The organism is Pseudomonas sp. ASL4, from assembly GCF_056680395.1.
Map to the genome: position 1 here is coordinate 140508 of NZ_CM155280.1, position 13312 is coordinate 153819.

General features: G+C 60.6%; 9 protein-coding genes. 1 reads left to right on the top strand and 8 read right to left on the bottom strand.

Annotation, left to right across the window (positions count from 1 at the left end):
• Window positions 1-7: 7 nt before the first annotated feature.
• From AC1MEW_RS00610 to glnE, 8 genes are all read right to left on the bottom strand, one after another.
• Window positions 8-1459 carry a lipopolysaccharide kinase InaA family protein gene (locus tag AC1MEW_RS00610; protein ID WP_201254951.1) on the bottom strand — a complete coding sequence of 484 codons (1452 nt, stop codon included), beginning with the start codon at window positions 1457-1459 and terminating at the stop codon, window positions 8-10.
• Entirely contained in the window at window positions 1459-2211 is a 753-nt protein-coding gene (locus AC1MEW_RS00615; RefSeq protein WP_201200041.1) for a lipopolysaccharide kinase InaA family protein, read from the bottom strand. The genes AC1MEW_RS00610 and AC1MEW_RS00615 overlap by 1 nt, the downstream gene beginning before the upstream one ends.
• Window positions 2208-2942 carry a lipopolysaccharide kinase InaA family protein gene (locus AC1MEW_RS00620; protein WP_201200039.1) on the bottom strand — a complete coding sequence of 245 codons (735 nt, stop codon included), beginning with the start codon at window positions 2940-2942 and terminating at the stop codon, window positions 2208-2210. The genes AC1MEW_RS00615 and AC1MEW_RS00620 overlap by 4 nt, the downstream gene beginning before the upstream one ends.
• Entirely contained in the window at window positions 2942-3748 is an 807-nt protein-coding gene (gene rfaP / locus AC1MEW_RS00625) for a lipopolysaccharide core heptose(I) kinase RfaP (protein WP_201200037.1), read from the bottom strand. Before rfaP ends, AC1MEW_RS00620 begins: the two co-directional genes overlap by 1 nt.
• Window positions 3748-4869: a glycosyltransferase family 4 protein gene (locus AC1MEW_RS00630; protein WP_201200035.1), complete on the bottom strand. Its 1122-nt coding sequence runs from the start codon at window positions 4867-4869 to the stop codon at window positions 3748-3750. Before AC1MEW_RS00630 ends, rfaP begins: the two co-directional genes overlap by 1 nt.
• On the bottom strand, window positions 4869-5930 hold the full coding sequence (gene waaC / locus AC1MEW_RS00635) for a lipopolysaccharide heptosyltransferase I (RefSeq protein WP_201200033.1): 1062 nt from the start codon (window positions 5928-5930) through the stop codon (window positions 4869-4871). The genes AC1MEW_RS00630 and waaC overlap by 1 nt, the downstream gene beginning before the upstream one ends.
• Window position 5931: 1 nt before the next feature.
• The gene (gene waaF, locus AC1MEW_RS00640; protein WP_201200032.1) at window positions 5932-6966 is read right to left on the bottom strand and encodes a lipopolysaccharide heptosyltransferase II; all 1035 of its coding nucleotides are present in this window, start codon (window positions 6964-6966) and stop codon (window positions 5932-5934) included.
• A gap of 375 nt (window positions 6967-7341) precedes the next feature.
• Window positions 7342-10281: a bifunctional [glutamate--ammonia ligase]-adenylyl-L-tyrosine phosphorylase/[glutamate--ammonia-ligase] adenylyltransferase gene (glnE, locus tag AC1MEW_RS00645; protein ID WP_480425144.1), complete on the bottom strand. Its 2940-nt coding sequence runs from the start codon at window positions 10279-10281 to the stop codon at window positions 7342-7344.
• 383 nt (window positions 10282-10664) lie between these two features.
• Between glnE and aceE the strand changes: the two genes are divergently transcribed.
• A complete protein-coding gene (gene aceE / locus AC1MEW_RS00650) occupies window positions 10665-13310 on the top strand; it encodes a pyruvate dehydrogenase (acetyl-transferring), homodimeric type (protein WP_201200027.1) in 2646 nt (881 codons plus the stop codon).
• The last annotated feature ends 2 nt before the right edge of the window (window positions 13311-13312 follow it).

Below are 13312 nucleotides of genomic sequence, written 5' to 3' on the forward strand. Positions count from 1 at the left end.
AAGGGATTCAGGCTGCGCCAGAGATGTCTTTGGGCAAACGCTGCTCAATGACTTGATACAGCGCACTGCTCTCAGGCCAGTTACGCATAAACCGCGCCCGATCCCGCGCATACGCCGGGGCAAAGCTGCCCGGCGAGCCGTGCTGACACATCGAATCGAGGTCGATCAGCGCCCAGCGATCCTGCTGCCAGAACAGGTTATGGCCCTTGAAATCGCCATGGCTGATTCGCTCGCGAATCAACTCTGCAAACAGATGATCCAGCGCCAGCAGCTCGGCTTCCGGCGCGGCGCCGCTCTCAACGTAGGGCGCAAATCGCTCGATGATGTCCGGCCCCGGCAAATACTCGGTCACCAGGTACGCCCGGCTGCGCAACCAGAGAAAACGCTTCTCCAGCAACGCCAAGGGTTTGGGTGTGGCAATGCCGAGGAACGCCAGCCGATTGCCTTCACGCCAGGAATGCCAGGCACGGCTCGGGCGCCAGAAGCGTTTGAGCCAATGGGCAAAGCCCTTGATGTTGTAGCGCTTGATCACCAGCGTGCGCCCGGCCACGTCGACCTTGCCAACACTCGCCGCGCCGCCGGTTTTGTACAAGTGGCCCTGATCGAGCAAAGCATCGGCCTGCTCCAGCACCGGCAGCATCGCCGCTTCTTCCTCGCGGCGAATCGCCCGTAAGCCAAACGCCCCGCGCTGGACGCTGAACAGCGTGCATTCGCGGCCGCACTTGATCAGGAAGTCCTTTAAGCGCCAACGGCGCACTTTGCTGATCTGCTTCTGCAAGGCTTCCATCGGCAAGGCGTGCTCGCCGTTGCTCAACAGGTAATACACCAGCAATTCTTCGGTGAACGGTTCCAGCGACTTCGGCAACTGGGCGAAAAATACGCCGAGATTTTCCAGGACTTTCTGCCGTGACAGCGGTTGGCCAGGGGTTTCGGCGCAGACGCCGCCGCCATCGATCAGGTACAAGCGACCGCGCTGGCGCAACAGGTTGTCCAGATGCAGGTCTTCCTGCCACAGACCCTTGCGATGCATTTGGCCGATCGCGCCCAACGCCTCGGCGAGCACGGCGCCTTGCATGTCCGCCAGCACCGGCAAGTGTTCGACTTTTTTCCAGGTCTCCCCCAAGCTCTCGGCGCCTTCGAGGAAATCGAACAGCAGCCAGCCGCCCTCGCCGTCCTTCAGGCCATCCGCCAGCAATTGCGGCGTGGTCAGGCCCTGATCAGCGAGTAAACGCACGCCATCGCGTTCACGCTGAAAATGCCGCGCCGCTTTGCTGCCAACCAGCAACTTGGCCAGCACCGGACGGCCACGCCAGACACCGGCACCGACGTAACGTTGGCCCGGCAACACCCGGAGCAAGCTCAACAGTTGCAACTCGGCGGGCCCGGCGGCATCGGCCAAAGGGATGTTCAACGGCAGGCTCGGGCTGCGGCCGGCGTTCTTGAGTTCGGACAAACGCATCAACGCGTCTCCTTGTGACTACGGCGCGCGGTCAATCGCGAGACCCAGTTGCCCACCAGAGAACTGTCACTCGACTGATCCACATAGCTGGCCAATAACGCGCGCAAATGACGTTCGTCCCACTCCGGCGCCCGGCGCAGCAACGGTTCCAGATCCTTGATCCGGTCACGCTGACCGAACAGCAAGGGCCGGGTCTTTTCCAGGTCAATCAACTGCGCCCGGTAACCGTCGCCGGTGGCCTGCAAGAAAATGTGCTTGGGGTAGAAGCAACCGTGAACCTGGCGCACACCATGCAGGCGCCGCGCCAGTTGCCCGCAGGCGTGCAGGATCGCCGAGTGCTGCACGTCGCTCAGATCTGACCAGCGCTGCAACAGCGAATCCAGGTCATCCCAACCATCCAGGGCGCGGGTCAGCAGAATCGCCCGGACTTCGCCGCCGACCTTACGCTCACCGAAAAACGCGGCTTGCAGTGCCGGGATGCCCATTTTCTGGTAGCGGGTGATATTGCGAAACTCGCGGGCGAAACTCGGCTCGCCCAACGGTGCGTGTAAGGTCCGGGTCAGGTAGTTGCACTGACGCTTGAGGTAAAAGCCCTGCCCTTCCAGATCCAGCCGATACACGCTGCTCCAGCCGCCGCGAGTGGTGTTGGGTTCATCCACCGCATCGAGCTGCTTGGCCCAGAGGGCGTCGAAGGTGCCGAGGCCGTGGCGCTCAAGCAGCGCACGGTCTTCAGCGGCCAGAAAATCGGTCATTCGCGTCCCTCGAAAAATCTCACCACGTGCCGGATCCGTTTTTTGTCGGCCGCGTCAAGCCGGGTCCGTTGGCGGTATTGCAGGTAGAAGCGCAGGCGCTGGGTGGCCGACAGGTGATACTTGGCCACCTTGTCGAGACAGGCCAGGTCCTTGGTGATTCGGTACTTGAGCCAGAAACCACGCCAGAAATCGCCATTCGGGCAATCGATCAGGAACAGCTTGGCGTCATCGTCGATCAGTAGGTTGCGCCACTTCAAATCGTTATGGGTGAAGCGGTTGTCGTGCATGGTCCGGGTGTATCCCGCCAACTGCCGACTGACGTGATCGACCCAGGCACGGTCTGCCAGTTTCGGGTCATGCCGATCAGCCAGCGCCGACAAGTCTTCGGTGCGCGGCAACTCGCGGGTGATCATCGCCCCACGGTCGTAGGCCGCACCGCGACGTTCCAGGCCCCAGGCCACCACTTCGGCGGTAGGGATGCCCCACTTGGCGAAGCGCTTGAGGTTCTGCCATTCGGCTTTCACCCGAGGCTTGCCCAGATAACGGCGCAGGCCTTTGCCGGCACCGACGTAACGTTTGACGTAATAGTTCACGCCGTTGCGGTTGACGCGGATGACCTCGGATAACGGATCGTGGGTCAGTTGCTCGCCCTGGAGGTTAAACACTGCTTCGAGGCTACCAAAGTCTTCACTCAGCTCGCTATACGCAGGTTCCAGTGTCCAACCCGACATTAGAGCGCGTCCCCGTATCGCTGTTTACGGTCGTAGAGTTTGTTGGCCTTGCCTTCGAGCCACGAGAGCAACGCAGCTTCCTCGGCAAGAATCTGACGCAAGGGCTGCTGGAAGTAGCCCTTGAGGAAACGCAGTTTGTCGCGCTGGGTCAGGCCGATATCGAGGGCCGAAAAGTACAGCGCAGCCAGATCCTTGTTGCGCCAGCGCTGAGTGATCGCCGGGCGGGTCTGGGCCCGATGCAGGTCGATCACCGAGAGTTTGAAGTCGTCAGCGGTTACCGGTTTGTCGGTGTGCAGCAGGAAATGGCAGATGTAGCAGTCGCGGTGGTTGACCCCGGCGCGGTGCATCATGCCGGTCATGCGTGCGACTTCAGCGATCAGTGCACGTTTGAGCTTCGGCTCCGGCGGGTTCTTGACCCAGTCGATGCTGAAATCTTCGAGGCTGACGGTCGGGGCCAGTTCTTCGGTGACGATGAACGAGTGCTGGTCCGCCGGGTTGCTGCCCTTCTCGCCGTAAGCCACGGCGGTCATGGTCGGCACGCCGACGTCTTGCAGGCGCTGGATGGCTTTCCACTCCTGGCCCGCGCCGAGTACCGGCAGCTTGGCAGTGAGCAGGTTCTTGAAAATCTCGCCCCAGCCGATGCCACGGTGGATCTTCACGAAAAACCCGTTGCCGTTCACTTCAGTGCGCAGGGTCCGGCGCGCTTCGAGCTCGCGGTACACCTCGCCCTGCAAGCCCTCGACTTCGGCGAACGGGTCGCGTCCGGCCCACAGGCTCTTGAACGGTTCAGCCAGCATCAACTTCATTAAGCGTGCTCCGCCAGAATCACATCGGCCGCGTGCTGCGGCATGCTATAGAGGTCGGCCGTCTCGGCGAAGGCCAGACCGTTGCGGCTCCAGGCCGCCCGTGCTTGAGCATCATTCAACATGTCAGTCAGGTACTGCGTGAGCTGCGCCTGATCGAAGGGTTCGTCCAGCACCCGGCCGGCGTCGGCCTCGGCAATGTAATGGGCGTAACCACAGACCGCGCTCACCAGCACCGGCAACCCGGCCACCACAGCTTCAAGCAGCACCGTGCCGGTGTTTTCGTTGTACGCCGGGTGGATCAACAGGTCGGCACCGAGCAGGAAACGCGGGATATCGCTGCGGCCCTTGAGGAACGAAACGTTGTCGCCGAGCCCCAATGTGGCGCTCTGCATCTGGAATAACTTGGGGTCGTCCTGGCCAATTACAAACAGCCGGGTGCGTTTCTTCAGATCGGCGGGCAATGCTGCCAACGCCTTGAGGCTGCGATCCACACCCTTGGTCTTGAACCCGGAGCCGATCTGCACCAGCAACAAATCGTCATCCTTGAGGTTGAACTCACGACGGAATTCAGCGCGAATTTCAGCCGCATTCGCGGGTGCGCGACGGTCCTGGGAAATGCCCGGCGGCAGCAAATGGAAACGCTCCAGCGGAGTGTCGTAATGCTTGATGAACAGCGGCTGCTGGACTTCGGAAATCATCAACACTTCAGTCTTGGCGTCCTTGGCGAACACCGCGCGCTCGTACTCGGCGAAGTGCCGGTAGCGGCCCCAACGACGGTACAGCGAATTGCGCAGGTTCTGCGCCTTGTCCTCAAAGCAGCCGTCGGCCGCGTAGTAGACGTCCAGGCCCGGCATCTTGTTGAAACCGATCAGGCGGTCCACCGGACGCTTGGCCAGATCGGCCTCCATCCACTCGGTGAGCTTTTCGTTACGTCGATGATTGAAGAACGCCTTGACGGGCGCCACCAGCACTTCGAAACCCGGCGGAACATCACCTTCCCAGATCAGCGTGTAGACGCGGATCTGATGACCTCGCTGCTGACACTCCAGGGCGATGCGCATGAAATCGCGCTGCAAACCGCCAAACGGAAAGTATTTATAAAGGACAAAAGCCAATTGCATCAGCGCAGCTCCTCAGCCAGTAACAACGTGCTCAGTCGGCTGGCGACACGCTGGGGATTCAGACGCGTGAAGCACAGGGGCCACTCGCGCTTCAGGTCAAACTGACGGGCATCATCGGCCGTCGGTTGATAGGTGCATTTCTTTTGCAGGCACGGCGCGCACGGGAAGTCGCTGGCGATGTGAATCTGCGCCTTGCCATAAGCGCCGGTCAGGCCTGGATTGGTCGGGCCGAACAGCGACAGGGTCGGTACGTCCAGCGCCGCGGCCAGATGGCCGAGCCCGGTGTCCACGGCCACGCACGCCTGTGCGCCGGCCAATACTTTGCCGACGCCGGCCAGGTTCAGTTTGGGCAGCACTTCAACATGCCGGAAACCGGCGGCGATGCGCTCGGCACGGGCCTTTTCAATCGGATTGCCCCACGGCAGTTTCACCGCGACGCCAAGGTGACCGACCCGTTCGGCCAGTTCACGCCAGTAATATTCCGGCCAGTGCTTGGTGTCCCAAGTGGTGCCGTGGAGAAATAGCACGTACGGATTCTTGCGCGGCAGTTCCACCATGCGTTCGACGTTCAGGCCGTAATCGCCCAAACCTTTGGGTAAGTCGTAACCCAATGCCAACGCGAACAACTGACGCACTCGCTCCACTGCGTGTTGCCCACGGCCCACGGCCAGGCGCCGGGAGTAGAAGCGTGCGGCCATCGGCTCACGGGCGGAGTGCTTGTCCAGCCCAGCCACTGGAGCCTTGACGTAGCGGGTCAGCCAGGCGCTTTTCAGCAAGCCTTGGGCATCGATCACCAAGTCGTATTTAGTGGCGCGGACGCTTTGTTTGAAGCGTTTCCACTCGCCACTTTTGATGGTCTGCCAGATGTTTTTGCGCCAGCGACGGATCGCCACCGGGATCACCTTGCCCACGGCCGGGTGCCAGGTCGGGATCTCGGCGAAGCCTTCTTCCACCACCCAGTCGAACTTGATGCCGGGGATTGCCCGCGCCGCGTCGGTCAACGCTGGCAACGCATGAATCACGTCGCCCAGCGAAGAAGTCTTGATCAACAGAACCCGCAAACTAATTGACCTCGACCACAGTGCCCTGCAACCGCTGCAAGGCTTCGTTCACCGGTTGCGGCATCAACTGGCGCAGGCAATTGTAATGACCGAAGCGGCAGGTGCGATCGAAGCAGGGACTGCATTCGATGCCCAGGCGCACAATTTCGACGTGCTCGGCCAGCGGCGGGGTGAAGCCCGGCGAGGTCGAGCCGTAGACGGCGACCAGCGGACGGTTCAGCGCCGCAGCAACGTGCATCAGGCCTGAATCGTTGGAGACCACTGCATCGGCGCAGGACATCAAGTCGATAGCTTCGGCCAGCGAGGTGCCTCCGCTGAGGTTCACCGACTCTTCACGCAATCCGGGAATCAGCCGCGCGCGGATGTCTTCGCCGACGGCGTGATCGTTTTTCGAGCCGAACAACCAGACCTGCCAACCTTCGCGAATCTTCGCTTCGGCGACTTTGGCGTAGTGCTCGGACGGCCAGCGCTTGGACTCGCCGAACTCTGCGCCGGGGCACAGCGCCAACACTGGGCGATCCAGCTCGAGACCGAACTTGGCCATCGCCGCCTCGCGGGTGACCGGGTCGATTTGCAGGCTTGGGCGTGGATAGGGTTTCGGCAGATCCGCGCCCGGCTCGTAGGCCAAGGCCATGAAGCGCTCGATCATCAACGGGTAACGCTCTTTATCCAGCGTGCGCACGTCATTGAGCAGGCCGTAGCGGAACTCGCCACGCCAGCCCGTGCGTTTCGGGATACCGGCGAAGAACGGCACCAACGCCGACTTCAGGGAGTTGGGCAGCAGGATTGCCTGGTCGTACTGGCCGGCCAGGGATTTGCCGATGCGGCGACGGGTCGCCAGCTCGAGGGCGCCGTGGCCGAGCGGGAAGCTCAAGGCCTGGCGCACTTCGGGCATACGCTCAAGAATCGGCCGGCTCCACTCGGGGGCCAGCACGTCGATTTCGCATTGCGGGTGGCGTTGCTTGAGACACTGAAACAGTGTCTGCGCCATCACCATGTCACCGACCCAACTGGGCCCAACGATCAGAATTTTCATGTGGTTTCCAAAAACGAACCGGGGAGGCATACGCCTCCCCGCCTCGAGAATCACTGCGGGAACAGGGCTGCTTGCGATGGGTCATCACCTTCAACATGACTGTCGACTGTCACTCCGCTATCGCGAGCAGGCTCGCTCCCACATTGGGTATTGGTGCACATCCAGTGCGGTGCAGCTTAGCTGCTTCAATCTACAAAACACCGCAGATCTACTTGGGGTATTGGTGCATTAATCTAGCAAACACTGAAGATCTACTGTAGGAGCGGGCTTGCTCGCGAAAGGGCCAGCACATCCAGCATCAGTGGTGACTGACACTCCGCTTTCGCGAGCAAGTCCGCTCCCACATTTGAATCTCGCCGCTTCAACTACCGAGTTTCAGCTTAGCCCCAGCTCGCGCCAGATCCGCAACACCTGCCGCCGTTCGTCCACGAACTGATCGCCCGGTATCACCCCGGCGTCCTTCTGCAAGGCCTGCCGGTGTGCGGCGGAGCGGTAGGCTTTATAGGCCTCGCGCAGCAGGCTGGCGTCTTCGGCGGGCATCAGCCCTTCCTGCTCCAACCCTTCCAGAATGCGGATGTTATCGGTCCAGCGCAGCAATGACGGGTGCTGTTCGGACCACGCCAGGGTCGCGTATTGCACCATAAATTCAATATCGACGATACCTCCGGCGTCCTGCTTGAGATCGAACGGCGCCGTGGCTTCGAAGGCATTTGCCGCGGTACCGGCGGCGGTGCTCTTGCTGCCGAGGTTATCGCGCATCTTGGCGCGCATCTCGCTGACCTCCTGACGCAAGGTCGGCAAATCCCTGGCCTTGCCCAAAATCGCCGCGCGAACCCTCTCGAACGCCTGGCCGACATCCTGACTGCCCACCAGCACCCGCGCCCGCACCAACGCCTGATGTTCCCAGGTCCAGGCTTCGTTTTCCTGGTAGCGGGCAAACGCCCCCAGGGAACTCACCAGCAACCCGGATGCACCGGACGGTCGCAGCCGCATGTCGACTTCATACAACTGACCGGAGTTGGTCTGCGCCGTCAGCAAGTGAATGATCCGCTGCCCCAACCGGGTGAAGAACTGCGCACCGTCGATCGGTTTCGCCCCGTCGGTTTCCGCTTGCGGATCGCCGTCATGAATAAACACCAGGTCCAGGTCCGAACCATGCCCCAATTCCAGGCCGCCGACCTTCCCATAACCGACAATCACGAAGCCGGGATCGCACAACGTACCGTCGGTACGCAGCGGCGTGCCGTATTTGGCCACCGTTTGACGCCAGGCCAGGGCCAGCACTTGTTCGAGGATCGCCTCGGCGAGCCAGGTCAGGTAATCGCTGACCTTCATCAACGGCAGGCTGCCGGCGATTTCCGAGGCCGCAACCCGCAAGCGGTGCGCCAGTTTGAAATGGCGCAGGGCTTCCATTTGTTGTTCGAGGTCGTCCTCGGGAATCCGCGTCAGGCGCTCGCGCAATTCAGCGGCCAGTTCCGGCGCCAGCGGCGGCTTGAACAGTCGGCCTTCGTTGAGCAATTCATCGAGCAATAACGGGAAGCGGGTGATCTGCTCGGCAATCCACGGGCTCGCAGCGCACAAGGTCAGCAAGCGACGCAGGGCGCCGGGGTTTTCCGTCAGCAACACTAAATAAGCCGAACGCCGGGCCACGGCCTCAACCAGTGGCAGCACTCGCTCCAGCACCAGATCAGGATTGGCGTGCTCCACGGCCTGGGCCAGCAAGCGCGGAATAAAGGCATCGAGGCGCTCGCGACCCAAACGCTGCATGGCCCGCAATTGCGGACTGCTGCGCAGGCTGGCCAAGGTTTTCAGAGCCTTGGAAGCATCGGCAAAACCACCCTCTTCCAACTGCCGGCAAGCGGCCTCTTCGTCCTGGGACTCTTCCCACAACGGCAGCCACTCACCCCCGACCACCACTTCGGCTTCAGCGCCTTCCTCTTCGTCAGGATCGGCAATCACCTGAGCGAAGTGCCACGCCACCCGACCACGCCAATACATCAGCCGCTCATGAAATGCCGGCCAATCGGCAAAGCCGAGCATGAAGGCGATCCGCGCCTGATCCTGTGCGCCATCCGGCAGCATCTGGGTCTGGCGGTCGGCAATCGCCTGGATTGCGTGTTCGGTGTAACGCAAGAATTCGTAGCCGTTACGCAACTCACTGATCACAGGTTCCGGCAGGTAACCCTGCCCTTCCAGCGTGCTCAGTACTTTTAATAGCGGACGTTGTTGCAGGCTCAGGTCGCGACCGCCGTGAATCAACTGAAACGCCTGGGCGATAAACTCCACTTCGCGGATGCCGCCGGAACCAAGCTTGATGTTGTCGGCCATGCCCTTACGCCGGACTTCCTGCTGGATCAGCTGCTTCATGGTGCGCAGCGCTTCGATGGCCGAGAAGTCCAGGTAACGCCGGTAAACGAACGGTCGCAGCATGTCGAGCAACTGCGCGCCGGCCACTTGATCGCCGGCCACCACCCGGGCCTTGATCATGGCGTAGCGTTCCCAGTCACGCCCCTGATCCTGGTAATACTGTTCGAGGGCGTTGAAGCTCAAGACCAACGCGCCAGCCGAGCCGTAAGGACGCAGGCGCATGTCGACGCGGAACACGAAGCCGTCAACGGTCATCGGGTCCAGCGCCTTGATCAACCGCTGACCGAGGCGAATGAAAAACTCCTGGTTATCCAACGAGCGCTTCACCCCGACGGTTTCGCCGCCCTCGGGGTAAGCGAAGATCAGGTCGATGTCTGACGAGAGGTTCAGCTCGACCGCGCCGAGCTTGCCCATGCCGAGAATGACCATGTGCTGCGGCTCGCCACTGCGCCGGCCGGTGGGCACGCCGAATTGCTGGCAATTCCGCGAGTACAACCACTGATAGGCCTGATCGATGCTCGCATCGGCCATGTCCGAGAGGTCGCGGCAGGTCTGGATCAAATCTGCCTGGCGGGTCAGGTCGCGCCAGATGATGCGCACTTGCTGGCGGGTGCGCTGGCGGCGCAGGGCGCGGCCGAGTTCGTCTTCGGTTTGCGCTGCATTCACTGCCGCCGCGATCTGCGCGCACAGCTCACCGGGGGCGAAGCTGCGATCCAGTTCGCCGGACTGCACCAGCGCCAGCAACATCAAAGGGTCACGAATGCTCTGTTCAATCACGAAGTCGCTGGCGCCGACGACGCGGGCCAATTGCGCCCAGCGTTCAGGCGTCCAGGCAGACAGGCCATGATCGTCTTCTAATAAAGCGACGGACGCACGGAACGACTGTTCGGCACGGGTGACCAATGGCTCAAGAATGGCGGGCAGTTCGGCAAGCGAAGGCAGGGTCATGGTCTATCCTTGATCGGCGTGTGAAGGGGCTCATGTAGTGATTCTTGAAAACACGCTACGTGACCGACTGTCGAACAAAGGTTAGAAATAGCTGAAATTTCTTTTATTTTGGCAGCCAACATCAAGCTTTCACCTTTTCTGGTTGGTAAAAGACCAACCTTAACGATTATTCTCACCACGCAGCCGGAGGCCACAAGCCATTCATCTGTAGTTTTACTACTCGTCTATACATTCGAAAGGCTGAAATGCCCGTTGATTTGTAGTAAAACTACACGCCGCCGGAACAACCTCTCGGCAATCCAAGAATTTATATCGTCTGCCCACAAGGCCAGTCGCAAACTCAGGCAACCGATTCTGGAAGCCTTTCCGCCCTGGAGCAAGCCATGCAAGACCTCGATCCCGTCGAAACCCAGGAATGGCTGGACGCCCTGGAATCGGTTCTCGACAAAGAAGGCGAAGACCGCGCTCACTATCTGATGACCCGTATGGGCGAATTGGCAACCCGTAGCGGTTCGCAACTGCCTTACGCCATCACCACGCCATACCGCAACACCATTCCAGTTACCCACGAAGCACGCATGCCTGGCGACCTGTTCATGGAACGCCGCATTCGCTCGTTGGTACGCTGGAACGCGATGGCCATGGTGATGCGCACGAACCTGAAAGATTCTGACCTGGGCGGTCACATCTCCAGCTTCGCTTCCAGTGCAACCCTGTACGACATCGGCTTCAACTACTTCTTCCAGGCCCCGACCGACGAACACGGCGGCGACCTGATCTACTTCCAGGGCCACACCTCGCCAGGCGTTTACGCCCGTGCGTTTATGGAAGGTCGCATCACCGAAGAACAAATGAACAACTTCCGCCAGGAAGTCGACGGTCAGGGCTTGTCGTCCTATCCGCACCCTTGGCTGATGCCTGACTTCTGGCAGTTCCCGACCGTATCCATGGGTCTGGGCCCGATCCAGGCGATCTATCAGGCACGCTTCATGAAGTACCTGGAAGCCCGTGGCTTCATCCCTGAAGGCAAGCAAAAAGTCTGGTGTTTCCTGGGCGACGGCGAGTGCGACGAGCCGGAATCCCTGGGCGCGATCTCGCTGGCTGGCCGCGAGAAGCTCGACAACCTGATCTTCGTCATTAACTGCAACCTGCAGCGCCTTGATGGCCCGGTTCGCGGCAACGGCAAGATCATCCAGGAACTCGAAGGCGTGTTCCGCGGTGCTCAGTGGAACGTGACCAAAGTTATCTGGGGCCGTTTCTGGGACCCACTGCTGGCCAAAGACGTCGACGGTATCCTGCAACGTCGCATGGACGAAGTCATCGACGGCGAGTACCAGAACTACAAAGCCAAAGACGGCGCGTTCGTGCGTGAACACTTCTTCAACTCGCCAGAACTCAAGGCGATGGTTGCTGATCTGTCCGACGACGAGATCTGGAAACTCAACCGTGGCGGCCACGACCCGTACAAGGTCTACGCGGCGTACCACGAAGCGGTCAACCACAAAGAACAACCGACCGTCATCCTGGCCAAGACCATCAAAGGTTATGGCACCGGTGCCGGCGAAGCGAAAAACACTGCGCACAACACCAAGAAAGTCGATGTCGACAGCCTGAAGTTGTTCCGTGATCGTTTCGACATCCCGGTCAAAGACGAAGAGCTGGAAAACCTGCCCTTCTTCAAACCAGAACCAAACAGCGCCGAAGCCCGCTACCTCAGCGAGCGCCGCACTGCATTGGGCGGTTTCGTGCCACAGCGTCGCGCCGAGAGCTTCAGCGTGCCGACACCGTCACTCGATACCCTCAAGGCTATTCTTGACGGCTCGGGCGACCGTGAAATTTCCACCACCATGGCTTTCGTGCGGATCCTCGCGCAATTGGTCAAGGACAAGGAAATCGGTCCGCGCATCGTTCCGATCATCCCGGACGAAGCCCGTACCTTCGGTATGGAAGGCATGTTCCGTCAGTTGGGTATCTACTCGTCCGTCGGCCAGCTCTACGAGCCAGTCGATAAAGACCAGGTGATGTTCTACCGCGAAGACAAGAAGGGCCAGATCCTCGAAGAAGGCATCAACGAAGCGGGCGCCATGAGCTCCTTCATCGCTGCCGGTACTTCGTACTCCAGCCACAACCAGCCAATGCTGCCGTTCTACATCTTCTACTCGATGTTCGGCTTCCAGCGTATCGGCGACCTCGCCTGGGCCGCTGGCGACAGCCGTACCCGTGGCTTCCTGATCGGCGGCACCGCCGGCCGGACCACGCTGAACGGCGAAGGCCTGCAACACGAAGATGGTCACAGCCACATCCTGGCCGGCACCATCCCGAACTGCCGCACCTTTGATCCAACCTACGGCTATGAGCTGGCGGTGATCATCCAGGACGGCATGAAGAAGATGACCGAAGAGCAGCAGGACGTTTTCTACTACATCACCGTGATGAACGAGTCCTACCAGCAGCCAGCCATGCCGGCCGGTGTCGAGGAAGGCATCATCAAGGGCATGTACCTGCTCGAGGAAGACACCCGCGAAGCGGCGCACCACGTTCAGCTGATGGGCTCCGGCACCATCCTGCGTGAAGTCCGTGAAGCGGCGAAGATCCTGCGTGAACAGTTCAACATCGGCGCTGACGTGTGGAGCGTTACCAGCTTCAACGAACTGCGTCGCGATGGCCTGGCCGTAGAACGCACCAACCGTCTGCACCCGGGCCAGAAGCCTAAGCTGAGCTACGTCGAAGAATGCCTGAACGGCCGTAAAGGTCCGGTCATTGCCTCTACCGACTACATGAAGCTGTTCGCTGAACAAATTCGTCAGTGGGTCCCGTCCAAGGAATTCAAAGTCCTGGGCACCGATGGTTTCGGCCGCAGTGACAGCCGTAAGAAGCTGCGTCACTTCTTCGAAGTCGACCGTCATTTCGTGGTGTTGGCAGCCCTGGAAGCCTTGGCTGACCGTGGTGACATCGAACCTAAGGTGGTGGCTGAAGCCATCGTCAAGTTCGGTATCAACCCGGAAAAACGCAACCCACTGGACTGCTGAGG

Coding starts and splice junctions, on each gene's coding strand:
- AC1MEW_RS00610 (WP_201254951.1), bottom strand. CDS start 1,459: ATGCGTTTGTCCGAACTCAAGAACGCCGGCCGCAGCCCGAGCCTGCCG.
- AC1MEW_RS00615 (WP_201200041.1), bottom strand. CDS start 2,211: ATGACCGATTTTCTGGCCGCTGAAGACCGTGCGCTGCTTGAGCGCCAC.
- AC1MEW_RS00620 (WP_201200039.1), bottom strand. CDS start 2,942: ATGTCGGGTTGGACACTGGAACCTGCGTATAGCGAGCTGAGTGAAGAC.
- rfaP (WP_201200037.1), bottom strand. CDS start 3,748: ATGAAGTTGATGCTGGCTGAACCGTTCAAGAGCCTGTGGGCCGGACGC.
- AC1MEW_RS00630 (WP_201200035.1), bottom strand. CDS start 4,869: ATGCAATTGGCTTTTGTCCTTTATAAATACTTTCCGTTTGGCGGTTTG.
- waaF (WP_201200032.1), bottom strand. CDS start 6,966: ATGAAAATTCTGATCGTTGGGCCCAGTTGGGTCGGTGACATGGTGATG.
- glnE (WP_480425144.1), bottom strand. CDS start 10,281: ATGACCCTGCCTTCGCTTGCCGAACTGCCCGCCATTCTTGAGCCATTG.
- aceE (WP_201200027.1), top strand. CDS start 10,665: ATGCAAGACCTCGATCCCGTCGAAACCCAGGAATGGCTGGACGCCCTG.